The following is a 26,803-nucleotide window of genomic DNA, read 5'->3' on the forward strand; positions in this document are numbered from 1 at the left end:
GGAGCCCGTGATGCCCCTGCCCGGTACCGGCACCATCCCTGGCCGTCCCTCGGCCACATCGCCGGTTACTCGGTCGGCAACGACGTCTCGGAGCGGGAGTTCCAGCCCGCGTGCTCCGCGCAGTGGGATCCGGGCAAGTCCGCTGAGACCTTCAACCCGCAGGGCCCCTGGCCGGTCACGGCGGACGAAGTCGCAGACCCCCAGTCGTTGAGCCTACGGCTGGCCGTCAACGGCGAGGTGCGGCAGGACGGCAAACACCAAGAACATGATCTTCGAGGTCGCGTATCTGATCTGGTACCTGAGCCAGTACATGGTGCCGCGTCCCGGCGACGTCATCAACACCGGTACCCCGCCTGGCGTGGCGCTTGGGCGCATATCATGCACGTGGGTGTCCGCGCGCCGTCAGGTCATCGAGACACGCCTCCTCCAAGCCACCGCCCCAGCCCCGGACCGTGCACGAGACACACCTGAATCGGCGCTTACGAGAGCGTTCATGCCTGCGCGTATCCACCGTCGGCGAAGAACTCGGCACCGTTGACGTAGCTCGACGCGTCCGAGGCGAGGAACGTCGTCACGGCGGCGATCTCCTCGGGCTCGGCAAGCCGGCCGAGGGGAACAGCGCCTTCGGCCTGCTTGAGCATCTCGGGTGTGACCACCAGCTCAAGCAGACCAGAGGTGCGCGTACCGCCCGGGGATACGACGTTGACCCGGAAGCCGTGTGTGCCCGCGCTGAGAGCCCAGCCGCGGGCGAGCGTGCGCACTGCGGCCTTCGACGCTGCGTAGACCTCGAGTCCCAGGTTGGGCCGTGTCGCAGCGGTCGAACCCGTCAGGATTACCGAAGCGTTTGTGCTGAGCAGCGGCAGCGCCTGCTGGAGAGTGAAGATCGTTCCCTTGACGTTGGTGGCGAACACCGAGTCGATCAGATCTTCCGTCACCTCGCCGAACGGCGCCGCGGTGCCGACGCCGGCGTTGGCGACCAGCACGTCGATGCGTCCGGCCCGGTCGCGCACGGTGCTGTAGAACGCATCGAGCTCTGAGGGCACCGAAGCATCGCAGACCACGCCGGTCACGTCAGGCCCGAGCTCGGCAACCGCGGCGTCGAGCGCGTCTTTGCGGCGACCGGTGATGAACACCGTGGCGCCCTCGTCGCGGAATGCGCGCGCGGTCGCGAACCCGGTGCCGGCCCCGGTGACCACGGCGACCTTGTCTTCCAAGACGGCCATGCCGCCCTCCCTCAAGTTATGGACTGTTGCGTCCACAACCCTCCGATATGGACCGCACAGTCAAGATTGGTTCGGCATCGGGGCTTCCCGGCGCGGCCCCGTAGACGGGCCGCGCAGGCCGCGGGCAGTTGTCCCGCACCCGCGACCTCTGGTCGGACCACTGCGGGGCCACACCACCGGCAGCACCGACCGCCGCCGCGGCGGTCTCGGCCTGCCGGGTCGCGATTCGAGTCGCCTGACGACTGGCAGCGCGCAGGAGCCCGGCCTGCGGAGCGCGGCCCTCCGCAGGAGCCGCAGCGCACAGCTTCAGGGCGCGCCCCAGGGTTCGGAGCCGGTTGCAGCCCGTGGCGGTACAGGTCGGCCGGTGCGTTGCCGCTACTGCGCCGGAGTGGACAGCAACCGTGCCAGGGCGGACTGGGCTATCACGGTGAGCGCTCCGATGCCCATGCCGGTGCGCCCGAGAGCGATGAGGCCGAGTTGCGCGACGAGGGCCGCGCGGGCGGTCTCAGAGGGGTCGATGTCGGGGTCGAGGTCGCCTTCGCTCTGGGCGCGTTCCAGCGCCGCGGTGAGGAGGGTGGCGATCGCGTCGTAGCTGCGGCGAGCCTCGGCTGCGACGTCCGGAGTACTGGCGGCAAGCTCGGCGTTGCTGTTGGCCAGCAGGCAACCCCGACGCGCAACTGCCCCGGTCGGATCGCCGGTCAGGCCGAGTACGAACTCGCGCACCACGTCGATCCCCCGCGCCGCGGAAACCAGACGCTCGCGCAGCATCAGCAGATTCGCGTCGTCGTAGTCGCGCAGCACCCGCAGGAACAGGCTGCCCTTATCCCCGAACGCCCCGTAGAGGCTGCCTTTGCCCAGCCCGCTCACGCGCAGCAGATCGTCCATCGATGTCGCCGCGTAGCCCTTGTCCCAGAACTCGTCCCGGATGGCGAGAAGCACACGATTTTCATCGAACTCACGAGGTCGAGGCATACCCGCACCATACAAGTTCTGGACCGCACGGGCCACAATGGACTCCGGGCCGCCGTGTGCCGAGCTTGGCTCGGGAAAAGTCCAGCCGAAAACCGGTGCTGGAGTGCCAGGGCGCGCATCACGTCGTGATCAATCTGCGAGATTTGCCTTCGCGGCGCAACAGTTCGAGGGTGTGGTCCGGCGGTTCAGGACGGGCGGGCAGTGGCGGGAGATGCCGGCGCAGTTCGGCGCCTGGCCGACCGTCCACAACCGCTTCCGGCAGTGGCGTAACGCCAGGGTCTTCGATCGGGTGCGCGGGCTCGTCGGCCGTCCCCGCACCCGGCCTGACGCAGTCGCCGGAGACAAAGCGTACTCGTCGCATGGCAATTGCGCCCACCTGCGCAAACGCCGTATCAAGGCGGTCCTCCCTACCCGGTACGACAAGACACACGCGAGCTACCTCTCCGGCCTCTACCTTCGCGCCTCGATGATCTGGCTCAAGGACCTCGTCCGGGCCATCTGTTGATCACAACCGAATACGCGCCCTGGATCGTTCGCATACGTCAGGAAGGACATGGATCCGATACATGCCGCATCCGTATCACCGGTCCGCACGGAGATTCCCTGGCGGAGCCGCGCACGCACGAGGGCTCAACCTCCGTTCACCCAGGACGACTCCCCCTGGAGGAGACGCCGACCGTGATGGACGGTCTACGGTTACCGGTTCTGGCATCAACGGACCTGGATGTGATTCACTGAGCCGAAATCGCTGTATGTATGTGAAACATACTGCCTCGCGCCCGGGTCAGGGTACGACATACAGCAATCCCACAAGGGGGAACCCTCGCACACCCGGTCTCCCTCCCCGGACTTCCAGCCGTGAAGGACATCCATGCGAATCACCAATGTGACTGTGGAATTGGTCGACCTGCCCGCCCAGCCGCCCTTCCGGTGGCGGGCCGGGCTGCCCGGCTCGGAGCCCGCGGTGGTCGGCGGGATCCTGCGCGTCCACACCGACGAGGGTCTTGTAGGCGAGGCGCACACGAGGCGCGGGCTGATCGTCTCCGACCTGGTCGACCGTCGCATCCGTGCGGATCTGACCGGCCGTGACCCGCTGATGCGCGAGCTGCTGTGGCAGCGGATGTGGGAGCTGGACCGCATCGAGGAGCTGCCGATCTACGCCCTCGGCCTGGTCGACGTGGCGTTGTGGGACCTGGCGGGCAAGGCGGCCGGGCTGCCGGTGCACCGGCTGCTGGGCGGTTATCGCGAGGCCGTTCCCGCGTACGCGAGCACGGTCACCTTCGGCAGTGTCGAGGAATACCTTGATGTGGCCGACCAGTGCTTGGAGTTGGGGTACCGCGGCATCAAGCTGCACGGCTGGGGCGATGTGAAGGCGGACGCGGAGCTGTGCCAGAAGCTGCGGGCACACGTCGGCGATGACATTGCCCTCATGTACGACGGTTCGGCCGGGTTCGACCTCGCGGACTCGGTGCATCTCGGCCGCGCTCTCGGCGAAGCCGACTACCTGTGGTACGAGGAGCCCATGCGCGAGTTCAGTGTGACCTCCTACCGCTGGCTGGCCGAGCAGGTCACCGTTCCCCTGCTGGTCGCGGAGACCTCCGACGGCGCGCACTTCAACGCCGGCGACTTCATCATGGCGGGCGCGGCGGGCCGGGTCCGTACCAGCGCGCAGTACAAGGGTGGGATCACCGGGGCCCTGCGGATCGCGCATCTCGCCGACAGCTACCAACTACGGGCCGAGGTGCACGGCAGCGGCGTGGTCAACGCCCATCTGTGCATGGCGATACCGAACACCACGTACTACGAGTCCCTGGTGTACACCAATCCCGTAGTGCTCGAGCCCTCGGTGGGTGCCGACGGCCTTGTCCAGGCTCCGACGGCGCCCGGCATCGGGTTCGACCAGCCGGGCTGGTGACGAGTCCGGCGGTGCTTTTCACCCTCGTTCGAGAAGGGGGTGGGCGCGTGCGCGCCCACCCCCTTCTCGACGTCAACCGGCCCCGCGGCGCGCGGCCAGGGGCAGCAGGGCGGTCAACCCGCTCTGGTCGAGCGGGAGTAGCGGTCGGCCGGCAGGACCACGTCGAAGTCGGGGTCGCGGACGAACGGCGAGCAGGCGGCCGACCTTGGTGGAGAGCGTGTACTGCTCGCGCTGCCGGGTGCGCAGGGCCGCGCCGAGGCGGCGTTCCGACAAGCCGAGGCCGTAGTGCGGGGCGGTGCCGGAGCGGCGGATCCCAAAGGATCAGGCGGCGCCGATGGCGGCGGCGTCCTCGCCGCTGATCGCGTGGAGCAGGTTGCCCAGGGGCGCGGCACCCAGGGCCAGTTCGCCGCCCGGGGTGGTGGTGCGCATGAGTTCGCATTCGCCTCTCGTTCAGGGGCGCCGGCCGGACGGCGGACAGGGAAGCACCGGGGCGGGGAGGTGCGCGGTCCCCGCCCCGGTGCCGGCCGGTCAGCCCTTCGTCGCTCCTCCGGTGAGGCCCTTGATGAACTGCTTCTGGAAGGCCAGGTAGAAGACGAGGATGGGCAGGGTCGCCAGGAACATGAAGGCGAAGACGGAGCCGTAGTCCGCCTGGTGCTCGCCGATGGCCCGGTAGATGCCGACGGTCACGGTGGTGCCCGCGGCCGGCCCCAGGATGATCAGCGGGTTGAGGAAGTCGTTCCAGATCCAGACGCCGAGGAAGATCAGCACGCTGGCCGACGCCGGTCGCATCAGCGGAAAGACCACCTGCCAGAAGGCGCGGAACGCTCCGGCACCGTCGATTGCCGCGGCTTCCTCGAGTTCCTTCGGGATCGTTTTGACGAAGCCCGCGAAGACGAACACCCCGAAGGGCATGTAGTAGCCGACGTATGCCAGGATCAGGCCCGGCACCGTGCTCATGAGCCCAAGTGCCCGCAGTACCTCGGTGATCGGGGAGACGATGACCGCCGACGGCACCATGAGCCCGCACAGCAGCACGACCATGGTGACCTTGGGGAGGATGCCGGTCGACCGGGCCAGATAGTGGCCGAGCATGGCCGAGATCGCGGTGATGACAAGAATGGAGATCACCGTGACCTCCGTACTGTTGACCAGGCCGTACCAGAAGAGCTGGTCGGGGCGCGACAGCACTCCCTGGATGTTGTCCAGGGTGGGTGAGGTCGGCAGGCCGACCGGGTTCGACACGATCGCCGAACCGTCCTTGAACACGTTGACCAGGACGAGGTAGATCGGCAGGAAGAAGAGGGCGCCGGCAAGCAGCGCGACGATCGGACGGATCCACGCCTGGGCCCTGTGGACGTTCACGATGAGACCTCGCGTTTCTGTAGCAGCCCGAGCGCGATCACGGAGACCGCCGCGACCAGGGCCAGCATCGCCACGGCCATCGCGCAGGCGTAGCCGATGTGGTTGCCGGTGAACGCGGTCTGGACCACCTGGAAGGCGAGGGTGGAGGTGGTGCCGGGTCCCGGGCCGCCGTTGGTGAGGACCTGAACCTGGTCGTATGCCTTGAACCCGCCGATCAGCGACATCACCGTGTTGATGGTCAGGGCAGGCGCCAGCATCGGCCACGTGACATGGCGAAACCGCATCAGCGGGCCGCAGCCGTCGATGGCCGCCGCCTCGTGCAACTCCTGCGGGATGCCCTGGAGTCCGGCCAGATAGATCACCACGCAGAATCCGAGCCCCTGCCAGGCCATGACCCACGAGACCGTGTAGAGGGCGAGATTCGGATCGGACAGCCACCCCGGCGGATCGCTCACTCCCAGATGTCGCAGCATGGAGTTGAGCAGGCCGTCATCGATGAGGATCGCCTGCCAGATGACGCTGACCACCACGCCGCTGAGCACGACCGGCACGAAGAACACGCTGCGCAGGACGTTGTACAGCCAGCCGCGCCGGTCGAGGAGCAGGGCGATCGCCAGCCCGCCGGCGTTGGTCACGAAGGTGACGATCACGGTGATGACGACGGTGTTCTGTAGCGCCTTGAGGAATTCGTCGTCGGAGACCAGGCTCGTGAGGTTGTCCAGACCCACCCATCGGGTCGGTGGATTGAACGGGTTCCTGTTGGTGAGGCTGTAGCCGACGGTCATGCCGATCGGCACCAGTACGAGCGCCAGGTAGGCCAGCAGCCCTGGGGCCGCGAAGACGGCGAAGCGGCTCAGGCCGCCTTTCGAGCGTTCCCGCCGGGTCACCGGCAAGGACCGCTTCGGATGCGTGTCCCGCCCCCGCTCCCCTGCCGCGCTCCTTTTCACGGGTTCGGCAGGGGAGGCTTCCGGTCGGTGGGGGGTGCGAAGCCGCATCATCGGGTGGCCTTGTCCCACTGCTCGTCCATATAGGCGCCGAACTGCTTGGCCGTCATTCGTCCGCTGATGAGCTTCTGCACGCCTGTCGCGGCCTTGTCCGCCAGCCCGGGAGGCATGGAGCCGTCACCGGACTCCGTGGAGAACGAGTTGACGAGTCCGTCGTCCTTCTGGGCCTTCCGATATTCCTGCACGGTCGCTTTGTAGACCGGCCCCATGTTGTCCGGCGGGGTGTAGCCCTTGATGTCGATGATGAGCGCGTCGGACTTGACGGCGGCGTCCAGGCTCTTGTGATCCTCCATGAATGCCTTCGCCCACTTCTTGGCGAGCTGCACGTCGGGCGCCTTGGAGCTCACCGTCATGCCGCCACCGACGCCGCTCGGCAGAGCAAGGGCTCCCTGGTCCGTGGGCCAGGTGAACACCCCCGTGTCGAAGCTCGGCCTCTTCCCGTCAGCCGAGGCGGCGAACCAACTGCCCATCGGGTACATGGCGCCCTTCCCGTCCCGGAATGCCTGCTCGGTGTCGGCATAGGAACGGGACAGTCCGGCTCGGTCTATGTAGCCCTTGTCGGCCAGACCGGCGACCTTCTGGGCGGCGGCCACGAACGCCTTGTCGGTGAACTTGACCTTGCCGTCGCCGCGTTGGGTCAGCCAGTCCGGTGTCTTCTTGTAGACGTCGGTGGCCACCGTGCACATCAGCGGGAACATGTCGGCCCAGGAATCCTTGCCACCACCGCCGACCACGAACGGATTGATGCCCTTCTTCTTCAACTTCGAGCTCGCGTCGAGCAGTTCGGCGTACGTGCGCGGCGGGGTGCCGATGCCGGCCGCGGCGAAGTCCTTCTTGTTGTAGTAGACGAGCGTCGCCTGGGCCGCGTAGGGCAGTTGGTAGACCTTGCCGTCGTACGCGTTGGCGTGCGGCTCGGTGTACGCCGCGAGTTCCTTGTCCGTCCATGGCTCGAGCTTGCCCGACTCGGCGAATCCGGCGGGGTTGAGCCCGATCATGATGTCCGGGAACTGCCCGGTGCTGTCCAGCTGCTTCGCATATCCGGTGCGGTCGGCGCTGGGTGAGACGAGCTTCTTGATCGTCACTCCGGGCACCTTCGCGGAGGCACGGGCGATCGCGGCGTCCCAGTACTTCGCGTCGAGATTGGGCGTCTCGAAGGTGAGGAAGGTCAGGGTCGCCTTGCCCCCTGATGACGCGCTGCCACCACCGCTGCCGGCCGTGCACCCGGTCAGGAGAAGAGCGCCTGCGAGGGCGGCGCCCCTCAGAACCATCGAATAACGAGTCATGCGTTTCTGTCCCTGCCCGTCGCTGTCGGAGGCGGTGGTGTGTCCCTTGTCGTGCCACGACCAGGTGGGGATCCGTTCCCGACCGTCCGCCGAATCGGCCACATGGTTCAGACTCTTGGCCGAGTCCTCCCCCTCTCGAGCGGGACCGCTCTCTCCGAGCGCTTCTCCGCAGAGAGCGGTCCGAGTATCGAATTGGGTTCGCGACAGTGTCAAGAGATGAAACACAACCATCCACCAAAGAGTGCCCAGATAGATCCTAACTAAATCTTGACTCGTTGCCTGCTCGGCGGCACGCTGGATCACGCCCGCGCTGGGGCGTCCAGCCGTAAGAGGCCAGGATTTGTCTTCCTGACAAGGCTCCGCGAAGGACACCGACCCATCACCCGCACACTCCATCCCGGGGCCCAAGAGTACGAACTATGCGGGAAGACGCCGATCGCCCCTCTCACGGCTCGTTCAGCACATCCCTGCTTCGCCGAGATTCACCTCACGAGGAGGAAACATGGACAGACGGCACTTTCTGGCCGTCAGCGGCCTGAGCTCGATCACCGCGATGGGACTCACGGCCGCCCCCGCCCAGACGGTGTACGCCGCCACCGGCAAGGCACCGCGCGCGGAGCGGATCTCCGCGGGCTTCCTGTCGATGGGGCTCACCAGTTCTGGCCGGGTGCGCAGCCTGGTGGACCGGCGCAGCGGCACCGACCACCTGGCGGCGGGCCGATCGGTACCGCTGGTCAGTGTGGTGGCCGACGGCCGGCAGGAGGTCCCCGCCGCGGTGAAGGTCTCGCCGCGGGACCGCCGCGTCTTGGTGTTCACCGGCGAGAAGGTGACGGTCGAGGTCAAGGTCGTCGACTTCCCCACCCACGCCACGCTCGAGGTGGTCGGTCTGACCGCCGCTCCCGGTGTCGATGTGCAGACCTTGCTGTGGGGACCGCTGCCGACGAAGCTCGACAGGACGATCGGTGAGACCGCCGGTGTGGTCGTCGGTGACGACTTCGTCGTGGGGGTCCGCCCGCTCAACGACAAGACCGTCGGCGGCTGGCCGAACGAGCATCTGGCCTACGGGTTCGGCCCGGATCTCGTCTGGAATCCGTACGGCCTACAGACCGGCGAGAAGGACGAGTGGCTGGCGAGCAACGTCGCGGCGAAAACGACCTGGGGCAGCGTGCTGCGCGCCACCACCTACGACTACAGCAAGGTGCGGACCCGGCAGCGCACCAACGGGTACGAGATCCCGCTGGGGCCGCTGCCCGCGCCCGAGGGGCGGATCGTCGGGTCGAAGATCGCCCTGTTCGGCAGCGCCCCGGATCTCGCCCTCACCGTGCTGAGCCACATCGCCACGCAGCACGGTCAGGCGTACCCGACCCTCGACGGCCAGTGGCAGAAGGCGGCACAGCGCACGTCGCAGTCCCACTTCTGGGTGCACGACCTCAGCACGGGCAATGTCACGGCCGCGAGCCGGTTCGCGGCGCAGGCCGGGGTCAGGAACATCTACGCCATCTCCGGTGACGGGCCCTGGGCTTCGCACGGGCACTACCAGTTCAACAGCGCGTTCGGTGGTTCCGACGCCGCGGCGGCCCGTCTGGTGGCGGCGGCGACGAAGGAGAGCACCGAGGTCGGCGTGCACACGCTGTCCGTCTTCATCGACGCGCACGACCCGTATGTGAAGGCCCCGGCGGATCCGCGTCTCGCCGTGGGCGGCAGCGTCAGGCTCACCCGTCCGCTCGGCGCCTCGGACACCACGCTGTACGCCGACGGCGACCGCCCGCTCGGTCCTGGCGTCGACGGTCACCGGCTGCGGATCGGCGACGAGATCCTCACCTACGGCTCCGTCACGAAGGTGAGCGACAGTGAGTGGCAGGTCAACGGCCTTGCGCGGGCGCAGTGGGGATCGACCGCACTGGCCTGTCCGGCCGGCACCACCGTCGCCCGGCTCATCCAGAACGGCTACGGCGGCGCGCTCGGCAGTCTGCCGATCACCGACGAGATAGCGACCCGGCTGGCCACGGCGTACAACGACACCGGTATACGGGCCACGTCGTACGACGGCCTGGAGTCGGCGGGCTACAACGGCTGGGGCGGCTACGGTTTCGCGCGCCTGGTCAACGGTGTCTACCGGCAACTCGACTCCAAGGAATTCATCACGGAGTGCAGCAACCTCGCGTCCAACACCTGGGACGCCCAGTCCCGCGCCAGTTGGGGCGAGATCGGCAGGACGGACTACGCGCAGCTACTGCGCAGCAACACCTTCTACCGCGCCAACTATCTGCCCGGGATGATGGGGCAGCAGGGGTTCTCCGGCAACGACAGCCTACAGAAGATCGAAGTCACCATGGCGCGCGCGGCATCCCTGAACGCGGGCATCAACTTCGAGACCAGCGTGCAGAGTCTGGCATCGGGGTCGAACACGGCCGCGCTGCTGGAAGCGGTCAGGGTGTGGGAGGCCGCGCGCGCCGCCGGCGCCTTCAGCACCGACCAGAAGAAACTGCTGGGCGACCCGGACTCGTACTGGCACCTGAGCGAAGTGACGCCAAATCAGGAATGGTCCCTGCAACAGACGGACTCCTCGGGGAAGGCCACCGGCAAGCCCCAGCCGGTCAACGCCCCGAAACCGGGCTTCACCACGCCCCGGCCGCCCGACGCCCGGATCGGCACGCTGTACGCGTTCAAGGTCACGTCGAGCACCCCGCGCACGGTGCGCTACGAGATCACGTCCGGCAGCCTCCCCGCCGGACTGACCCTCAACAAGGACACCGGCGGCATCACGGGCGTGCCCACCCGGAAGGGCACCAGCAAGTTCACGATCACCGCCCGCAACAGTGGCGGAGCCGAGGACGCGCGGATCACCTACCGGGTCAGCACGGCGTCGTGAACGAGCGCTCGGCGGTGCGTCGCTCGCGATGACCCGCGGGGGAGCCGAAAGGCCGCCCTCCAGATGTCGGGAAGGCGGCCTTTCACATGGCCGGGAGAGTCAACTCACCTACGCGGTTTCGAACCGCCAGGTTCGTCCCGATGTCGAGGGTGTCGCCCATCGTGGCCGGCCGGGTGGCGATCCCGTCGATGACAGGCACGCCGCCCGCCCCGTGCCCCGCCGTACCGGTTCTCGGAGACCCGGATGGCGTCGGTCCCCTCGGGATTCGCCACCGCGTCCCCGCGACACCCGCGACCGCGGGCTCCTCATCATCGGCGAACTCGCTCACGACCGGGGAGCTTCGGCTGAACACACCGTCTCGGGGGAGGGTGGCCGATTTCGGTCGGGTAAAAGCCGGATTTCCTGTGGTCGAACCCCTTCACCCGTACGGCGCATCCACTGTATACACAGTATATGAACCGAGAAGACAGAGGTCGTCGCGGTGACGCCATGGCGCCGGACGCGCTCACAACCGAGCTGCGCCGGCTGATCGTCGAGGGCGTCTACCCGCCGGGTCACCGACTGGTCCAGGACGAACTCGCCGACCGTTTCGGGGTCAGCCGCATCCCGCTGCGCGAGGCCATGCGCACCCTCGCGAGCGAGGGCCTGCTGCGCTCGACCCCGGGCCGCGGCACGTTCGTGACGGTGCTGGACCTGGACGAGATCGACGAGATCTACAACCTGCGGCGGCTGATCGAGCCGAGCTTCGCCGAGCACGTCACCGAGCGGGTCTCCCGGCGCGACATCAGCCGGTTCGACGAGATGGCCACCGCGATGGAGCAGGCTGCCGGGACCGGCGCCGACGTCTGGTCGCGCACGAACCTCGCCTTCCACCTGGACATGTACCGGCTGTCCCGGCTGCCCATGCGCTACGAGATCATCTCGCAGATGTACCACCGGCTGGAGCCGTACTCCCGGTTCTACGTCCACGGCACCTCGGCGTACGGCCGGGTCCACCACGAGCACGCCGCGATGGTCCAGGCGCTGGCCGACGGGGACGCGGAGGAGCTGGCCCGGCAGATCACGGCCCATATCGACGGCGGCCAGGAAGGGCTGCACACGGCCTGGGAGAACAGCAGCGGCGCCCTCCAGGCGTACTGGGCGGAGTCGGCCCAGTGACCGCGCTCGCGCTCAACAGCGATGTGGGCGAGGGGTTCGGGGTCTGGGGGCCGGCCGACGAGGGCGAGTTGCTCGACCAGGTCACCGCGGCCAATGTGGCCTGCGGGTTCCACGCCGGCGACCCCGACATCCTGCGCCGCACCTGTGAGGCGAGCGCCGCCCGGGGCGTGGCGATCGGCGCTCAGGTCTCCTACCGCGACCTGGCCGGTTTCGGCCGCCGCTTCATCGACGTTCCGCCGGCCACGCTGGTCAACGAACTGCTGTACCAGATGGGCGCGTTGGAGGTGTTCGCCCGCCTCGCGGGCGACCGCGTCGGCTATGTGAAGGCCCACGGCGCGCTCTACAACGCGGCGGCCCGGCACATCGGGCACGCGGCCGCGCTCGTCGAGGCGGTCGCCCTGTACGACCGCGGGTTGCCGCTGCTGTGCCAGCCGGGCACCGCCGTGTGGGAGCGGGCGGTGGAGGCCGGGGTGCGCCCGCTGGCCGAGGGGTTCATCGACCGCGGCTACACCGACGACGGGCTGCTGGTGCCCCGCTCCGCGTCGGGCGCCCTGATCACCAACCCGGCCGAGGCGGCCGAACGCGCCCTGCGGATGGCGGAGTCGGGGACGGTGGTCTCGGTTACCGGCACCGTCGTACGGATCGCCCCGGACGGCGGGGAGCTGGCCGCGCTGTGCGTGCACAGCGACACCCCCGGCGCGGCCGGGCTGGCCGCCGCCGTACGGGAGGCGCTGGCCGCGGGCGGGATCGCGGTGGGCCCGCCTGGCGCCACCGCCGGCCTTCAGGTGGCGGAGGCACGGCCATGACGCCCGCCGAAACGATCCTTCGGCGCGCCGGTGACCGGGGCTGGCTGATCGAGTGCGCGGGCCTGCGCCCCGCCGAGGTCGCCACCTCGATCCGCGCCCAGCCCTGGGCGTCGGGACTGCGGGAGGTCGTGCCCGCCGCCACGACCGTGCTGGTGGTGGCGGAGACCGCCGCCGGGATGGGGAAGCTCGCCGCCGGACTGCGCACCGTGCTCGACGAGTCCGGCGCTCACCGCGCCGGACCGCCGCCGGGCCGACGGATCGTGATCCCGGTCCGCTACGACGGACCGGACCTGCCCGAGGTCGCCGAACGGCTCGGACTGGCCCCGGAGGAGGTCGTGCGGCGGCACGGCGCGAGGGAGTACCGGGTCGGCTTCTTCGGCTTCGCGCCCGGCTTCGCGTATCTGGACGGCGTACCGGACAGCCTCCGGCTGCCCCGGCTGTCCAGCCCGCGGCCGAGGGTGGCCGCCGGGGTGGTGGCCATCGCCGGGAACCAGACGGTCGTCTACCCGGGCGGAACCCCCGGCGGCTGGCACCAGATCGGCGTCACCACCACCCGGCTGTGGGACGTGACCGCCGATCCGCCGAACCGGCTCGCGGTCGGCGACCGGGTCGTCTTCGAGGCGGTGGCGCCATGACGGTCACCTCCGCCGCCCCGGGCCGCCGGGTCCGTCCCCAGCACCGTCCGCCCGGCCCCGGGGCCGGCCCGGAGCCCGCCGTGCTGACGGTCGTCGAGGCGGGGGCGGCGACCAGCGTGCAGGACCTGGGCCGCCCGGGGATGGCCCATCTGGGCGTCCCCGCTTCCGGCCCGGCCGACCGGCGCAGCTTCCGGCTCGCCAATCGGCTGGCCGGCAACCCGGAGAACACCCCGGCCCTGGAGGTCACCCTCGGCGGCCTCGCGATCACCCTCTCCGCCAGCCGCTATGTCGCGGTCACCGGGGCCCCGGCGCCGCTGATGGTCGACGGGGTGCCGGTCGACGGCGCGCCGCGGCTGCGGCTGCGTGCCGGATCAGTGCTCACGATCGGCCGTCCCTGGGCGGGCTGCCGCAGCTATCTCGCCGTCTCCGGCGGGATCGAGGCGGACCGGGTGCTGGGGTCGGCCTCGCGCGACTCCCTCACCGGGCTCGGCCCCGCCCCGGTGCGCAGCGGGGCGGAGTACGGACTGGGTCCGGTGCGCCCGGTTCCGGCCATCCCGCTGGAACTGGCGTTCAGCGTCGTCCCGAGCGGTGGCCCGGTCACCGTCCGGTTCCGCTGGGGGCCGCGGCACGAGCTGTTCGACGCCGCGGACCGGCACCGGCTCACCACCACGCCCTGGCGGGTCTCCGCCCAGTGCGACCGGGTGGGCGCGCGGCTGACCGGACCGCCGCTGGCCATCGGCTCGGTCGACCTGCCCAGCGAGGGTACGGTGCGCGGCGCCATCCAGGTGCCTCCGTCGGGCGAGCCGATCGTCTTCCTCGCCGACCATCCGGTCACCGGCGGCTACCCCGTCATCGGGGTGGTCACCGACGCCGACATCGATCTCGTCGGCCAGACCCTCCCCGGGGACGGGCTGCGGCTCGCCCCCGTCCTCTGAAACTCCCTGAAACCCCTTGAGGAGATACCGAACATGACCGCGCAGTCCCCCTCCCTCGTTCCCTTCCACCTGGCCATTCCGGTGGACGACATCGCTGCCGCCCGCGAGTTCTACGGCAAGGTGCTCGGCTTCGCCGAGGGCCGCTCGGACACCAAATGGATCGACTGGAACTTCGGTGGCCACCAGGTCGTCACCCACCAGGTCGGCGACGGCCCGTCGGGGACGCCGCGCGACGGCATCGCCGGGACCAACCCGGTCGACGGCCACCAGGTGCCGGTGCCGCACTTCGGCCTGGTGCTCCCGGTGCCGGAGTTCAAGAAGCTGGCCGAGCGGCTCACCGAGGTGGGCACTCGGTTCGTGATCGAGCCGTACGTCCGCTTCGAGGGCGAGCCCGGTGAGCAGTGGACGATGTTCTTCCTCGACCCGGCGGGCAACGCGCTGGAGTTCAAGGCGTTCGCCGACCTCGGACAGCTCTTCGCCATCTGATTCTTCGCCGTCTTCGCCGTCCGACCGGCGAGCGGCGCCCGGCCCGGAAGGACGACGGTCATCAGCGGGAGGACTGGTCCCGCGGATGACCGTCGTGCGGGCCCCCGGCGCCGTACCAGCGGCACTGACAGCACATCCCGGCCATAGGACATGTCAGACCCGGAGGAACCCATGACGAGCGTATCAACGACCCCCCAAGACACCGGGGACGCGGCCTCCACTGCCACCGTGACCGCCACGGCGCGGGGCGGTCCGCGCCGGGCGGCGTTGGCAGCGGCCGCCGGCACCGCCATCGAATACTACGAGTTCGGCGTCTACAGCTATCTGGCCGTGATCATCGGCCCGCACTTCTTTCCCGGGGACGACCCCACCGCCGCCCTGCTCGCCACGCTCGCGGTGTTCGGCAGCGCGTTCCTGATGCGGCCGCTGGGCGGCATTCTGCTCGGCCGGCTCGGAGACCGCGTAGGCCGCAAGCCCGTACTGATCCTCACCGTGACCGGGATGGGCGGCGCGACCGCCGCCGTCGGGCTGCTGCCCACGGCCGAGACCGTCGGCATGGCCGCGCCCGCCGCTCTGCTGGTGGTGCGGCTCGTGCAGGGGTTCTTCGCGGGCGGTGAGGTGACCGGTTCGGCCACCTACCTCGCCGAGTCGGCCCCGGCCGGGCGGCGCGGCTTCTTCGGGGCCTTCACTCCGGTCGGGGTGGCCCTCGGCGGCGGAGCCGCGGCACTGGTCGCGGGCGTCACCACGACCGCGCTGAGCGAACGCCAGCTCGACGCCTGGGGGTGGCGCATACCGTTCCTGCTCTCGCTCCCGCTGATCGCGGTCGCCCTGATCGCCCGCAACCGGCTCGCGGACTCCGAGAGTTTCCTCGCGGCGAAGTCGGAGCAAGCCACCGCCAAGGCGCCGCTGACCGAGGTCTTCACGCGGCACCGCGGCCCGGTGCTGAAGGTGACCCTGCTGGCCATCGGCTCCAACTGCGGCTACTGGGTCGGCCTGATCTTCATGAACATCTACCTGACCACCGACCTCGGCTACCCCAAGGACTCCACTTTCTGGATCATGGGCGGAATCAGCCTGTTCGTGGCCGCCCTGATGCCGGTGTGCGGGGCGCTGTCGGACCGGTTTGGCCGCAAGCGGCTCATCACCGTCGGCTTCGCCGGATACGCGATCCTGGTCCTCCCCGCCATGCTGGTCATGGGGCTGGGCAGCTTCCCGCTCGCCGTCGCGGCCATGGTGGTGCTGGCCCTGCCGATGCCGGTCGTACAGTCCGTCACGTACCCGACGTACGCCGAGATGTTCCCGACCCGGGTGCGGTACACCGGGCTCTCGTTCAGCTTCAACATCGGCACCATCGTCGGCGGTGGGCTCAGCCCTTATCTGGCCACCTGGCTGATCTCGGCCACCGGCAGTCTGCTCGCCCCGGGCTTCCTGCTGATGGCGGCCGTGGCCGTCGCCCTGCTGACGCTGCGCACCGTCACCGAGTCCAGCCACGGGGAACTGGCATGACGGCCGCCGTGCGGCCCGGCCCCGCCCCTTGTGGAGATGGCCTTCCCGGGGACGTCCCCGCCACCCCGGCGGCGTTGCGGCGCCTGGTGGCGGACGGTCGGTGGACCGGGCCCACGGCCGGTCTGCTGGACGGCTTCCAGCAGGCCAACCTCGTGATCGTCCCGCGCGACCTCGCCTTCGACTTCCTGCTGTACTGCACCCGCAACCCCGCGCCCTGTCCCGTCCTCGCCGTCACCGAACCCGGCGACCCGGTGGTGCGGCTCGGCACCACGGTCGCCGACCTGCGGACGGACCTGCCGCGCTACCGGGTCTGGCACAACGGCGAACTGACCGCCGAACCACATGACATCACCGCCCACTGGCGCGCGGACGCGGTCGGCTTCCTCCTCGGCTGTAGCCACACCTTCGAGGGACCGCTGCGCGCGGCGGGTGTCCCGGTCCGGTACGCGCCGGAGTCGGCGTCGCCGCCCGTCTACATCACCGACATGGCCACCCGCCCCGCCGGGCGGCTGTCCGGACCGTTGGTGGTCAGCATGCGCGCGATACCGGCCCGGCTGGTGGCGCGCGCCGTCGAGATCACCGCCCGTTATCCGGCCGGGCACGGGGCGCCGGTGCACATCGGCGATCCGGCGACGCTCGGCATCGCCGACCTGGCCCGGCCGGACTTCGGCCCCTCCCCCGTCATCGAGGAGGGCGACGTCCCGGTGTTCTGGGCCTGCGGGGTGACACCGCAACTGGCGCTCCCCGCGACACGGGCGCCGTACACCATCGCCCACTACCCGGGCCACATGTTCGTATTCGACCACACCGTCGACGCGGGCCCGGAGCCGGAGGTGCCCGACGGGGCGCCACGGCGGGTGCCGCGGTAGCCGCGGAAGGAAGTCGCCACACCGCACGCGATCAGCACCGTCTACCAGACCCTCGGCAGCGAGCCCGGGCGCTTCCCCCTCCAGGCCGCTCCGAGGCCGGTGCGTCTCCCCGACACGCAACGCCTCACCGCCTGCGGCTCCGCCCCCCTGCAACCGCTACCTGATCCGCCCGGGACGGTGTCCATCGCGGTCGCCGACTGAACTCGACGCAAGCGCACTGTCCGGCGCCACTGAAGCGGCGGTCGCACTCGCCTCATTCCTGCTCTGGGCAAGATCCGTTTGAAGACGGACCCCAGCGCCGACTGCGCGCTGCGCGGAGTGTGGGCAGCCGTCCGCGTAGCTGCTTATGGTCGGGTACGCAGCCCCTCATACAAGAGGTCGAGCACTCGACCGAGCTGATCGCGATCCTCGAGTACGCCTGCGACCATGGCGATGCCACTGAGTGACACCACCACATCGTCCGGTTCGACCTCTGATCGCGTAAGCCCTGTCGCCGCGGTTGCCGCCAGCAGTGCGCCGACGGCTTCATCGAGTCGCTCGCGGCTTTGCGCGAACGGATTTCCGCCCGCGGCTACGAGAACTACCTCGGCCACTTCAACCTGACCCTCGGCCTCCACGACGCGCTCGCGACCGCCGGTGGCGCGCGCATCGTCTCGCTCAGCTCGAGCGGCCACCTGTTCTCCCCGGTCGTCTTCGATGACATCCACTTCGAGCGCCGCCCCTACGAGGAGTGGGCGGCCTACGGCCAGTCCAAGACCGGCAATGTGCTGCTGGCCGTCGGAGCGGCCGAGCGGTGGGCCGATGACGGCATCACCGCCAACGCGGTCATGCCCGGCGGCATACGCACCGGACTCCAGCGCCACCAGGAGGGCAACACGACACCGGAGGTCGCGGAAGCCTTCGCCAACTTCACCTGGAAGACCGTCGAGGAAGGTGCCGCGACCTCGGTGCTGGTGGCCGCGTCCCCCCTACTCGAAGGCGTCACCGGTCGCTACTTCGAGGACTGCAACGAGGCCGAGCTCAACACCGACCCCAACCCTTATGCCGACAGCGGCGTGCGCCCCTACGCACTCGACACGGACAACGCCAAGCGGCTCTGGGACCTGGGCACCGCGATGCTCCACTCCTGAGACACTCTGCACCTCGGGCCTCGGCGAGGTCGTCGGGGCCGGTGACGGCGCCGGAGGGAAAGGCGCGCCCCAGCGAGGAGCGGGCGGCCAGGCCGATCCCCAGCCCCCGCAGGGCATCGAGCACATCGCCTGCGGCGAACCTCGCCCGGGACAGAATCCCAAGGAGCCGTAATGAAAGTAGTTCTCTTCGGAGCATCGGGCATGGTGGGCCAGGGGGTGCTCCGCGCGTGTCTGGAGGACCCGGAGGTGACGGAAGTGATCGCCATCGTGCGACGGCCACTTGGCCGCGTTGCTCCCAAGCTTCGCGAAGTTCTCCACACGGACTTCGAGGACCTGGCCCCGATCGCAGCGGATCTCGCAGATGCTGATGCGTGTTTTTACTGCCTTGGCGTGTCGTCGGTGGGGCGCAGCAACGCGGAGTACGAGAAGGTCACTTACACCTACACGATGGAAGCCGCACGGGTCGTGGCCACCGGCAATCCTCGGCTGACATTCGTCTACGTGTCGGGAGAAGGCACCGACAGCACGGAGCAAGGGCGCACCTTCTGGGCCCGGGTGAAGGGCCGCACGGAGAATGCCCTGCTGGCCATGGACATGCATACCTACGCCTTCCGTCCCGGATGGATCCAGCCCATACACGGCGAGACTTCCGGAACGAGCTGGTACCGGCTCCTCTACCGGCTCACCTCCTGGCTCTATCCACTCGTGCGCCGCCTCATACCCCGCTACGTGACCAGTACCGAGCATCTCGGGCGCGCGATGATCGCTGTTGCGCGGCTGGACGGTGCCGGATCTCGCATCCTGCACTCGCAGCAGATCACCCAACTCGACGCATAGGGCCGAGGCATCAGGGGTGGGGAACCGGAATTGCAGGCCGACTGCCTTCCGCCGACCGATGGCAGGTCCTGTGCGATGCCGTGATCAATCGTGCCGATCCGGACGGAGTACCGCAGCTCAGAATCCTTCCATTCTCCGGAGAAGAGCCGGGAATTCACAGACGAGTCAGTCAGCGGCCGTCCCCCTTGTTCGCCGGGCGTCCGTGACCGCCGCCCGCGACCGGTAGGACTGTGGGCCTCGGGAGAGTGACTCCGAGGCCCACAGCGGCGCCGGGGCGCGGAACGCCGGACGTCACTCGGGGAAATCGGTGCTCAGACTCGTCTCCTTCCACGCCTGGAGCTCCTCGATCTGGGCTTGTAGCTCATCCCCGACGACCTTGACCGCGTCACTGCCCAGCAACAACCGGAACGGCGTGTCGGCGGAGTCCACGGCCGTGATGATGGCCTGCGCGGCGCGGGCGGGATCGCCGGGCCGGCGCCCATGAGTGGTGTCGTTCCGCTTGCGCCGAAGGCCCGCGGTGTCGTCGTAGTCCGCGATGGCGACCCGTGACTCCTGGAGCGAACGCCCAGCGAAGTCCGTGCGGGATGGTGTGCGCAGCATGCATCACCGTGTTACTCGGGGGTGCGACAAGGCCCCCCTGCACAGGACGGAAACGCGCGGCGGCTGTCGACGATCCGTACAGCGCGATCATCAGGCCGCAGATGCCGAGTAGGTGTAGAAGCCCCGGCCGGCCTTGCGCCCGAGGTGGCCGGCCTCGACCATCCGGGACAGCAGTGGCGGCGGTGCGTAAAGCGGCTCCCTGAACTCGCCGTAGAGGGACTCCGCAACGGCCAGGGTCGTGTCGAGGCCGATGTGGTCGGCCAGCGCGAGGGGCCCCATCGGGTGCGCGCAGCCGCGCACCATGCCTTCGTCTATGTCCTGGGCAACGGCGAATCCGGACTCGAACATACGGACGGCCGCGAGAAGATAGGGAATCAGCAGGGAGTTGACCACGAATCCCGCTCGGTCCTGGGAGACGATGACATGCCGACCCAGGACGTCGGCAGCGAAGTGGCGCATTCGATCCCATGCCGTGTCGGCGGTGACCAGAGACGGCACGAGCTCGACCAGATCGAGCACCGGAACGGGATTGAAGAAGTGCAGCCCCATCACCTGGCCCGGCCGTGAAGTAGCCGCGCCGAGCTTCATGATGGGGATGGACGAGGTGTTGGACGCGAACAGGGCGTCGGGGCGGAGAACGACCCGGTCCAAGGTGGCGAAGATGTCGGTCTTGAGTGCCTCGTCCTCCGGCGCGGCCTCGATCACCAGGTCCCGGTCGGCGAAGTCGTTCAGATCGGTCGTGAACCCGAGTGCGTCCACGACGGCGTCACGGTCCTGCGCCGTCAGCTTGCCTCGTTCGAGGGCTCGGGTGAGGGACTGGGTGATCCTTCCTCGGCCGGATTCCAGCGCCGCGCCGTCGACCTCGTACACGAGGGTCTCCATGCCTTTGCGTGCACATACCTCGGCGATCCCGGAGCCCATCAGTCCGCAGCCCACCACGCCGACCTTGCGTATGACGGGGTCGTTCGTGTTCATCGTGTGCTCCCCCGGGTGCCGGGCAGGTTGCGGGCCATGACGATCCGCTGGACCTGATTGGTGCCTTCGTAGATCTGTGTGATCTTGGCGTCGCGCATCATGCGCTCCACGGGGTAGTCACGGGTGTAGCCGTAGCCGCCGAGAAGCTGGACGGCGTCCGTGGTGACCTCCATCGCCACGTCCGAGGCGAAGCACTTGGCCGCGGCGCCCTGGAAGGTGAGGTCGCTGTCGCCCCGCTCGGACTTCGCGGCGGCGGCGTAGGTGAGCTGCCGGGCGGCCTCCAGCTTCATGGCCATGTCGGCGAGCATGAACTGGACGCCCTGGAAGTCGCCGATCGGCTTGCCGAACTGCTTGCGCTCCTGGACGTACCCCTTGGCGTAGTCCAGGGCGCCCTGGGCGATGCCGAGGGCCTGCGCGGCGATGGTGATCCGGGTGTGGTCGAGGGTCTTCATGGCGGTGGCGAAGCCGGTGCCCTCTTCGCCGATCATGCGGTCGGCGGGGATGCGGACGTTGTCGAGATAGACCTCACGGGTCGGGGAGCCCTTGATGCCGAGCTTCTTCTCCGGGGCGCCGAAGGAGACGCCCGGGTCGCCCTTCTCGACGACGAAGGCGGAGATGCCCTTGGAGCGCTTCTCGGGGTCGGTGACGGCCATCACCGTGTAGTACTCGGAGACCCCGGCGTTGGTGATCCAGCGCTTGACGCCGTTGAGGACGTAGGAGTCGCCGTCGCGCACCGCCTTGGTCTTCATCCCCGCCGCGTCCGAGCCCGCGTCCGGCTCGGAGAGACAGTACGAGAACATCGCGTCGCCCTTGGCGAGCGGCGCCAGGTACTTCTTCTTCAGCTCCTCGGAGCCGGAGAGGATGACCGGCAGCGAGCCCAGCTTGTTGACCGCGGGGATCAGGGAGGAGGACGCGCAGGCGCGGGCCACTTCTTCGATGACGATCACCGTGGCGAGGGCGTCGGCACCCGCGCCGTCGTACTCCGCGGGCACGTGCACGGCGTGGAGCTCATTGGCGGTCAGCGCGTCGAGGGCCTCCTGCGGGAAACGGGCCTCCTCGTCCACCGCGGCGGCGTACGGCGCGATCTTCGCTTCGGCCAGCGAGCGGACGGCGTCCCGGAGCATGTCGTGCTCCTCGGACGGGCGATATAGGTCGAAGTCCGACACAGATTCTCCTAAGACATGGCACTCAGTACCCTCATTATGCATGTGGAGTGCCACGCCAAAAGGGAGTCGGTAGTTTCGTGGCCATGAACGATCAGCACGGCGGAGCAGGACGGAGCGGGGAGAGCCGCCCCGCAGCCACAGACGACCAGGAGAAGGTCCCCATCAGGGACCTCCTCGTGTCGGCCGCTTTCGAACTCTTCACCGAACGCGGCTACGACAGCACGACCATTGACGACATCGTGCGCCGCGCCGGCGTGGGGCGCCGCTCGTTCTTCAGGTACTTCCCCACCAAGGAGGAAGTCGTCTTCCCCGATCACGAACGAGCCCTTGCCGACATGGTTCGCTACCTGGAAGACGGCACCCAGGACCCCGACCCGGTCGGTCGCGCCTGTGGCGCCGCCCGGCTCGTCATGCGCATGTACGCGGAGAACGCCGAGTTCTCGGTGAAGCGGTACGCGCTCACCCGTAAGGTCGCGGCGCTCAATGCCTACGAAACGTCCGTGGTGCGGCGCTACGAGCGCGCCCTCGCGGCCTACCTCAAACGCCGGTTCGCCACGCTGCCGGACGGCGACGTCCGCGCGTACACGGTCGCCGCGAGCGTCGTGGCCGCACACAACTTCGGCCTGCGCGCCTGGCTGCGCTCCGGAGCCCGCGGCGACGCGGCCGCGGGCGTGGACCAGGCACTCGACCTCGTCCATCGCACATGGAGCGACACTGGCGAGACGCTCGTCCTGGTCACGAAGAGCAACACCCCGAGGTGGCAGATCATCCAGCGCCTTGACGAAGTGCGGCGGGAAGAACAGAGAGGGCACTGAGTTCCTTCAAGGAGGGTACTTAGTGCCCTGAACCGTACGCGGCAGAGCTCACCACACCCCTCAGCCCCGCCCGGCTCGATCACGGGCGGGGTGCCGCCTTGGCATCACGGTGAAACAATCACCGGATAGCTTTGTCATTGCTCGATGACATCCATCAATGACATGCAGCCATGCGAGTGTCCGGAGGAAACCCACAGCATGATCGGAAGCCGCGAGAACTCCCGCCCGCGCAAGCGACTCCGCGGCCGCGCGGGGCGTCCGCCGATACTGCTGCCCTCGCTGATGTTCACGGCCCTGTCGGTGTCCGTGATCAGCACACTGGGGGCACCGATGGTGCCGACCATCGCCCGCGAACAGCATGTGTCCCTCAGCGCCGCCCAGTGGGTCCTGACCGTGACATTGCTGGCCGGGGCGATATCCGGCCCTGTCCTCGGCCGACTCGGGGACGGGCCGCGCCGGCGCGGGGCCATCCAAGGAGCCCTGGCCGGCGTGTTCACCGGAAGCGTCCTGGCGGCGACCGCCCCCGCATTCGGGCTGCTGCTCGTGGGACGCGCCCTGCAAGGTCTCGGGATGGGCCTGATGCCGCTCGCGATCGCCGTCGCCCGCGACCACCTTCCGAAGGAGCGCATGCGCTCCGGCATCTCCTCGCTCTCCATCACCACATCGGTCGGAGCGGGACTCGGCTACCCCGTCACGGGGATCATCGCCCAGCATCTCGACTACCGTGCGGGCTTCTGGTTCGCGGCGCTCCTCAGTGCCCTCGCTCTGGTGGTGGTGTCGTGGGTGGTGCCCGTGGGTTCATCGGTTCCGCGACGTCCGCTCGACGTGGCGGGGGCGGCGCTGCTCTGTTCGGGGCTGGGTGTGATCCTGCTGGCCCTGAGCCGAGGTGTGGCCTGGGGCCTGTCCTCGGCCGCCACCCTCGGTTGTTTCGGTGCGGGTCTCGTGGTGCTCGCCCTGTGGGTGCTACAGGCCCTGCGCGCACGGCACCCTCTGGTCGACATCCGGCTGATCCGCAACCGCGCGGTCCTGGCCGCCAACACGACGGCCCTGCTCATGGGCATCGGCATGTACGGCGTGCTGTCCCTGGTCAACCTCTACACCCAGGTCCCCGCCGCTGCCGGATACGGCTTCCACCTGTCCCTCACCGCTGCCGGCCTCGTTCTGATGCCGTTGTCGCTGGGCAGCCTCACGGCGAACCGTGTCGCCTCGGCTCTGGTGGCGCGGGTCGGGCTCTACCGCGTGCTTCCGCTGGGCGCTCTCGTGGTCTGCGTCGACCTCGTCCTGCTCGCCTTCTGTCGCGACCACGTGGCCGTCCTCGTCCTCGGCACGTTTCTGCTCGGCAACGGCGTGGGGGCGGCGTACGCGGTCATGCCCCTGCTCATCGTGCGACACGTACCGCCGTCCGAAACCGGAAGCGCCACCAGTTTCAACCAGGTACTGCGAACGGTCGGCGGCTCCATGGGCAGCGCCGCCATTTCCGCGATCATGCTGGCCTACACTCCGGCCGGCGGCGACCTGCCCCGCGGCACCGCCTACACCACGGCCTTCCTGGTGACCGCGGCCGCGTCCTTCCTCGGTGTCATCGCCGCCGTCGTCCTTCCGCCGCGCCGAAGCACCCGCTCCGATGCGGCGCCCGCCGTGGCGGCAGGGGGCCCGGCCGCCGGCACACGGTCGGCGGGACCCGGTCGGGTATCGTCCGCCGTGGTTCCCCGCAGTGACGGGAACCAGGCCGGAAGGGACGTTTGATGGGCTCGGAGACGGATCGCTCACGTGGCAAGAAGCGAGACTCGGACGCCACGCGTGCCGCCTTGCTCACCGCCGCCCGCGATCTGTTCGGCCGCCACGGGTACGAAGCCGTGACGCTGAAGGACATCGGTGAGCGCGCTGGTGTCGACGCCTCTTTGATCGCGCGGTACTTCGGCAACAAGGCCGCCGTCTACAGGTCGGCCGTGGCCGAGGACAGCCGTGAGGTCAGCGCCCCGGCACAGACCCTGGACCTGGGAGCCTTCACCGCGTACGCACTGCACCGAGCGGACCGCAGAGGGGCACCGGGCCCGCTCGTCCAGGCGCTTCTCTCCCGGGGCAGCGCCCCGGAAGTACGCGCCTCCGCGGCCGACGAGATGCGCACCCGGCTCATCTCACCTCTCGCCAACCGACTGGCGGCGGAAGGCGCCGACGATCCCGTCGGCCGGGCCGAAGTCCTGATCTCCTGCCTCATCGGCGTCATCGCCCTGCGGTCGAGCAACCTCTTCGACGGACTGTCGGCCATGAGCCCCGAGGCGATCGGCGCCATCCTCGAGGCCGCCGTGCAGGCACACACGGAGCAGGCTCCGCACGGCCCATAATCCGCCGTCGAGAAGGAGCAGTACGGTCTGACCCCACGCCACGAGTGCTGTCCATGACGCTGGTCAGGACTGTGAGCGCCGTCGCTGTTCGCGCGTGGTGTCCGGGTGCTCGACGAGCTGGGGCGCGGCGAGGTCGAGCAGCAGCATGGCGTCATGGTCGGGGGTGCCGGGCTCGGCGGTGTAGACGTCGAGGCGCTGTCCCGGAGTGCCTTCGAGGTGCGTGCTCTGACCGCTGAGGGTGAGGACGCCGATCTGGGGGTGGTGGAAGGTCTTCTGCACTCTCTTGCGCCCGATGACGTCGTAGCGCTCCCACGACTTGGCGAAGTCCGGGCTCGCCGCGACCCTGGTGAAGGTCGACCACGACGCCGGACGGGCCACCACCGACTTGACCGATGCCGCGGCGGCGGGCGAGCCCCGGACCTACTCGCGCGGCGACGCGGAGGCGGCCCTGCGCGACGCGCCCGTCCGGCTGGAGATGACCTACCGGCCCGCCCGCAACCATCACAACGCGATGGAGCTCCACGCCACCGTCGCCCAATGGAGTCGCCGCAATCCCAGGCCCCCCGCTCCCCCCGCGACGGCGACTCGGCTCCTGGACCCCGGGTCGGTCCCGGTCCTCGATGTACGCCTACGGCGCGGTGTTCGCCGAGGTCGGTGTGGACGCCCGCCTGGGCCTGGTGCGGGTACGGCGCATGCTCGGCGACTTCGACGCCGGCCGGATCATCAGCCCCAAGCCGGCCGACAGCCAGGCCATCGGCGCCATGACCGGCGGTATCGGTATGGCGCTGCCGGAGCACACGGTCACCGACCACCGCGACGGCCGGATCGTGGGCGCCAGCGCTGCTCCGAGCTTCCCCCTGGGCAGCGGTGACGACGCGCGGGCTGCCGAGCCCGGCCGTGCCGCGCGAGCAGGTCACGTTCCGGCATGGCATGGCCACCTTCGGGATGGCCATGTCTTCCCCAGCGCGCCCGGTCAGCTATGCACGACCTCCGCGAGCCCGGCCGGCGAACCGGCGTCGATCCAACGCGGGAGCCGGGCGGGGGACAGCAGCTCGTCGACGACCATGAAGGCGGCGCCGACGAGGCCGGCGCGATCGCTGAGCGGAGACACCTCGATCCGCAGGTCGTGAGCGGCGGAGGGGAACGTCAGACGGCAGACCTCCTTCCGAATGGCAGCGAGCAGAAGGTCTCCACTGTTGGCGACGCCACCGCCCGATGAGCACGAGGGACGGATTGGTGATGTTCACCAGAGAGGCCAGCGCCCGTCCGATCATGTTCCCGGCTCGGGTCAGCAGCGATACGCAGTACTGGTCTCCCGCACGTGCTTCTTCGGCGATGTCCCGTGCATCGATCTGTCCGTGGGCTTCGAGTCGGGCGGCCAATGCCGGGCTGCGCCCGGCGCGGGCGGCGGCGGAGGCGGTATCGGCGAGCAACCCTCCTCCTGCGTACAGATTGAGGCAGCCGGTGGAACCGCATCGACAGAGCGCGGAGGGGTCGTCGACGACGCTGACGTGGCCGATCTCTCCGGCACTGCCCCGGGCGCCGCGGGTGAGCCTGCCGGCGGAGATCAAGCCGACACCGACACCCGAGCCGAGCTTGACGTAGGCGAGATCGTCCGCATCGTGCCCGGGGTTGCCTCGATACTCGCCGAGAGCCATGAGATTGACCTCGTTGTCCACCCATACAGGCACCTCGAATCGCTCGGCCAGCCGCTTGCGGACCGGGTATCCGCCCCACCCTTCCAGCAGGCTGAGCGGGATCGGGCAACCTGCCAAGGCGTCGACGGGGCCCAGCACGCCGATACCGATGCCCCACAGGGCAGGCGCATCGCGCGGAAGGTCCGCCAGGAGACCATCGAACAGCTCCTCGACCCGGGGAGCTGGCGGCCGCCGTCTGTGCCGCCGGCACG

The 26,803-nt window shown here is 69.3% G+C and carries 23 protein-coding genes and 6 pseudogenes; 17 read left to right on the plus strand and 12 right to left on the minus strand.

Features of this window, described 5'->3' with window-relative positions; genetic code table 11:
- Positions 1–18 precede the first annotated feature (18 nt).
- A pseudogene (locus ACK1X7_RS00815) lies at positions 19–538 on the plus strand (fumarylacetoacetate hydrolase family protein); the annotation flags it as partial.
- Here ACK1X7_RS00815 and ACK1X7_RS00820 read toward each other — a convergent pair.
- Both ACK1X7_RS00820 and ACK1X7_RS00825 read right to left on the minus strand, forming a co-directional pair.
- Positions 492–1,223 (minus strand): SDR family NAD(P)-dependent oxidoreductase, encoded by a 732-nt coding sequence (locus ACK1X7_RS00820; protein WP_390795785.1) that lies wholly within the window; start codon positions 1,221–1,223, stop codon positions 492–494. The pseudogene ACK1X7_RS00815 and the gene ACK1X7_RS00820 sit on opposite strands and share 47 nt — an antisense overlap.
- A gap of 375 nt (positions 1,224–1,598) precedes the next feature.
- Entirely contained in the window at positions 1,599–2,162 is a 564-nt protein-coding gene (locus tag ACK1X7_RS00825; protein ID WP_413114503.1) for a TetR/AcrR family transcriptional regulator, read from the minus strand.
- A 190-nt stretch (positions 2,163–2,352) separates the two neighbouring features.
- Between ACK1X7_RS00825 and ACK1X7_RS00830 the strand changes: the two are divergent.
- Together ACK1X7_RS00830 and ACK1X7_RS00835 are read left to right on the plus strand one after the other, a co-directional pair.
- Positions 2,353–2,700 (plus strand): annotated as a pseudogene (locus tag ACK1X7_RS00830) (transposase); the annotation flags it as partial.
- Positions 2,701–3,066: 366 nt separating this feature from the next.
- Positions 3,067–4,110, plus strand: coding sequence for an enolase C-terminal domain-like protein (locus tag ACK1X7_RS00835; protein ID WP_382958334.1), 1,044 nt, complete (start codon positions 3,067–3,069; stop codon positions 4,108–4,110).
- A gap of 189 nt (positions 4,111–4,299) precedes the next feature.
- Here the strand turns inward: ACK1X7_RS00835 and ACK1X7_RS00840 are convergent.
- From ACK1X7_RS00840 to ACK1X7_RS00855, 4 genes and pseudogenes are all read right to left on the minus strand, one after another.
- A pseudogene (locus tag ACK1X7_RS00840) lies at positions 4,300–4,539 on the minus strand (aldo/keto reductase); the annotation flags it as partial.
- Positions 4,540–4,638: 99 nt separating this feature from the next.
- Positions 4,639–5,472, minus strand: coding sequence for a carbohydrate ABC transporter permease (locus tag ACK1X7_RS00845; protein WP_390795783.1), 834 nt, complete (start codon positions 5,470–5,472; stop codon positions 4,639–4,641).
- Complete coding sequence (locus ACK1X7_RS00850) at positions 5,469–6,359, minus strand: carbohydrate ABC transporter permease (protein WP_385157251.1); 891 nt, start codon at positions 6,357–6,359, stop codon at positions 5,469–5,471. The genes ACK1X7_RS00845 and ACK1X7_RS00850 overlap by 4 nt, the downstream gene beginning before the upstream one ends.
- A 107-nt stretch (positions 6,360–6,466) precedes the next feature.
- Positions 6,467–7,759 (minus strand): extracellular solute-binding protein, encoded by a 1,293-nt coding sequence (locus ACK1X7_RS00855; RefSeq protein WP_390795782.1) that lies wholly within the window; start codon positions 7,757–7,759, stop codon positions 6,467–6,469.
- Positions 7,760–8,261: 502 nt separating this feature from the next.
- Between ACK1X7_RS00855 and ACK1X7_RS00860 the strand changes: the two genes are divergently transcribed.
- From ACK1X7_RS00860 to ACK1X7_RS00895, 8 genes are all read left to right on the plus strand, one after another.
- Positions 8,262–10,631, plus strand: a complete 2,370-nt coding sequence (locus ACK1X7_RS00860) for an Ig domain-containing protein (protein ID WP_413114504.1) — start codon at positions 8,262–8,264, stop codon at positions 10,629–10,631.
- A 453-nt stretch (positions 10,632–11,084) separates the two neighbouring features.
- Positions 11,085–11,789, plus strand: a complete 705-nt coding sequence (locus ACK1X7_RS00865) for a GntR family transcriptional regulator (RefSeq protein ID WP_390796107.1) — start codon at positions 11,085–11,087, stop codon at positions 11,787–11,789.
- The gene (locus tag ACK1X7_RS00870) at positions 11,786–12,595 is read left to right on the plus strand and encodes a 5-oxoprolinase subunit PxpA (protein WP_390796108.1); all 810 of its coding nucleotides are present in this window, start codon (positions 11,786–11,788) and stop codon (positions 12,593–12,595) included. Before ACK1X7_RS00865 ends, ACK1X7_RS00870 begins: the two co-directional genes overlap by 4 nt.
- Positions 12,592–13,230, plus strand: a complete 639-nt coding sequence (locus ACK1X7_RS00875) for a 5-oxoprolinase subunit B family protein (RefSeq protein ID WP_385158254.1) — start codon at positions 12,592–12,594, stop codon at positions 13,228–13,230. Before ACK1X7_RS00870 ends, ACK1X7_RS00875 begins: the two co-directional genes overlap by 4 nt.
- Complete coding sequence (locus tag ACK1X7_RS00880) at positions 13,227–14,165, plus strand: biotin-dependent carboxyltransferase family protein (protein WP_390796109.1); 939 nt, start codon at positions 13,227–13,229, stop codon at positions 14,163–14,165. The genes ACK1X7_RS00875 and ACK1X7_RS00880 overlap by 4 nt, the downstream gene beginning before the upstream one ends.
- Before the next feature lie 33 nt (positions 14,166–14,198).
- Complete coding sequence (locus ACK1X7_RS00885; protein WP_385157226.1) at positions 14,199–14,651, plus strand: VOC family protein; 453 nt, start codon at positions 14,199–14,201, stop codon at positions 14,649–14,651.
- 171 nt (positions 14,652–14,822) lie between these two features.
- Positions 14,823–16,157, plus strand: a complete 1,335-nt coding sequence (locus ACK1X7_RS00890; RefSeq protein WP_390796110.1) for an MFS transporter — start codon at positions 14,823–14,825, stop codon at positions 16,155–16,157.
- Positions 16,154–17,026 carry a putative hydro-lyase gene (locus ACK1X7_RS00895; RefSeq protein WP_413114505.1) on the plus strand — a complete coding sequence of 291 codons (873 nt, stop codon included), beginning with the start codon at positions 16,154–16,156 and terminating at the stop codon, positions 17,024–17,026. The genes ACK1X7_RS00890 and ACK1X7_RS00895 overlap by 4 nt, the downstream gene beginning before the upstream one ends.
- 344 nt (positions 17,027–17,370) lie before the next feature.
- Here ACK1X7_RS00895 and ACK1X7_RS00900 read toward each other — a convergent pair whose 3' ends face one another.
- On the minus strand, positions 17,371–17,643 hold the full coding sequence (locus ACK1X7_RS00900) for a hypothetical protein (RefSeq protein WP_413114506.1): 273 nt from the start codon (positions 17,641–17,643) through the stop codon (positions 17,371–17,373).
- On the opposite strand from ACK1X7_RS00900, the gene ACK1X7_RS00905 reads away from it, so the two are divergent.
- Together ACK1X7_RS00905 and ACK1X7_RS00910 are read left to right on the plus strand one after the other, a co-directional pair.
- Complete coding sequence (locus ACK1X7_RS00905; protein WP_385157214.1) at positions 17,572–18,156, plus strand: SDR family oxidoreductase; 585 nt, start codon at positions 17,572–17,574, stop codon at positions 18,154–18,156. The genes ACK1X7_RS00900 and ACK1X7_RS00905 overlap by 72 nt on opposite strands.
- 171 nt (positions 18,157–18,327) lie before the next feature.
- Complete coding sequence (locus ACK1X7_RS00910; protein ID WP_413114507.1) at positions 18,328–18,993, plus strand: NAD-dependent epimerase/dehydratase family protein; 666 nt, start codon at positions 18,328–18,330, stop codon at positions 18,991–18,993.
- A 291-nt stretch (positions 18,994–19,284) separates the two neighbouring features.
- Here ACK1X7_RS00910 and ACK1X7_RS00915 read toward each other — a convergent pair whose 3' ends face one another.
- From ACK1X7_RS00915 to ACK1X7_RS00925, 3 genes are all read right to left on the minus strand, one after another.
- Entirely contained in the window at positions 19,285–19,593 is a 309-nt protein-coding gene (locus ACK1X7_RS00915; RefSeq protein ID WP_385157207.1) for a hypothetical protein, read from the minus strand.
- 90 nt (positions 19,594–19,683) lie between these two features.
- Positions 19,684–20,568 carry a 3-hydroxybutyryl-CoA dehydrogenase gene (locus ACK1X7_RS00920; protein ID WP_413114508.1) on the minus strand — a complete coding sequence of 295 codons (885 nt, stop codon included), beginning with the start codon at positions 20,566–20,568 and terminating at the stop codon, positions 19,684–19,686.
- Positions 20,565–21,776: an acyl-CoA dehydrogenase gene (locus ACK1X7_RS00925; protein ID WP_413116840.1), complete on the minus strand. Its 1,212-nt coding sequence runs from the start codon at positions 21,774–21,776 to the stop codon at positions 20,565–20,567. Before ACK1X7_RS00925 ends, ACK1X7_RS00920 begins: the two co-directional genes overlap by 4 nt.
- Before the next feature lie 41 nt (positions 21,777–21,817).
- On the opposite strand from ACK1X7_RS00925, the gene ACK1X7_RS00930 reads away from it, so the two are divergent.
- The 3 genes from ACK1X7_RS00930 (at position 21,818) to ACK1X7_RS00940 (ending at position 24,894) form a co-directional block, all read left to right on the plus strand.
- Positions 21,818–22,549 (plus strand): TetR family transcriptional regulator, encoded by a 732-nt coding sequence (locus ACK1X7_RS00930; RefSeq protein ID WP_385151867.1) that lies wholly within the window; start codon positions 21,818–21,820, stop codon positions 22,547–22,549.
- A 198-nt stretch (positions 22,550–22,747) separates the two neighbouring features.
- Positions 22,748–24,295: an MFS transporter gene (locus ACK1X7_RS00935; RefSeq protein WP_390794261.1), complete on the plus strand. Its 1,548-nt coding sequence runs from the start codon at positions 22,748–22,750 to the stop codon at positions 24,293–24,295.
- Positions 24,295–24,894 (plus strand): TetR/AcrR family transcriptional regulator, encoded by a 600-nt coding sequence (locus ACK1X7_RS00940; protein WP_385151861.1) that lies wholly within the window; start codon positions 24,295–24,297, stop codon positions 24,892–24,894. The genes ACK1X7_RS00935 and ACK1X7_RS00940 overlap by 1 nt, the downstream gene beginning before the upstream one ends.
- A 63-nt stretch (positions 24,895–24,957) precedes the next feature.
- Here ACK1X7_RS00940 and ACK1X7_RS00945 read toward each other — a convergent pair.
- Positions 24,958–25,227 (minus strand): annotated as a pseudogene (locus ACK1X7_RS00945) (transcriptional regulator); the annotation flags it as partial.
- A gap of 266 nt (positions 25,228–25,493) precedes the next feature.
- On the opposite strand from ACK1X7_RS00945, the pseudogene ACK1X7_RS00950 reads away from it, so the two are divergent.
- Positions 25,494–25,739 (plus strand): annotated as a pseudogene (locus tag ACK1X7_RS00950) (molybdopterin cofactor-binding domain-containing protein); the annotation flags it as partial.
- A gap of 132 nt (positions 25,740–25,871) precedes the next feature.
- Here ACK1X7_RS00950 and ACK1X7_RS00955 read toward each other — a convergent pair.
- A pseudogene (locus ACK1X7_RS00955) lies at positions 25,872–26,765 on the minus strand (ROK family protein); the annotation flags it as partial.
- Positions 26,766–26,803: the final 38 nt, after the last annotated feature.

Source organism: Streptomyces sp. CY-1 (genome assembly GCF_047218265.1).
Classification (GTDB): Bacteria; Actinomycetota; Actinomycetes; order Streptomycetales; family Streptomycetaceae; genus Streptomyces; species Streptomyces niphimycinicus.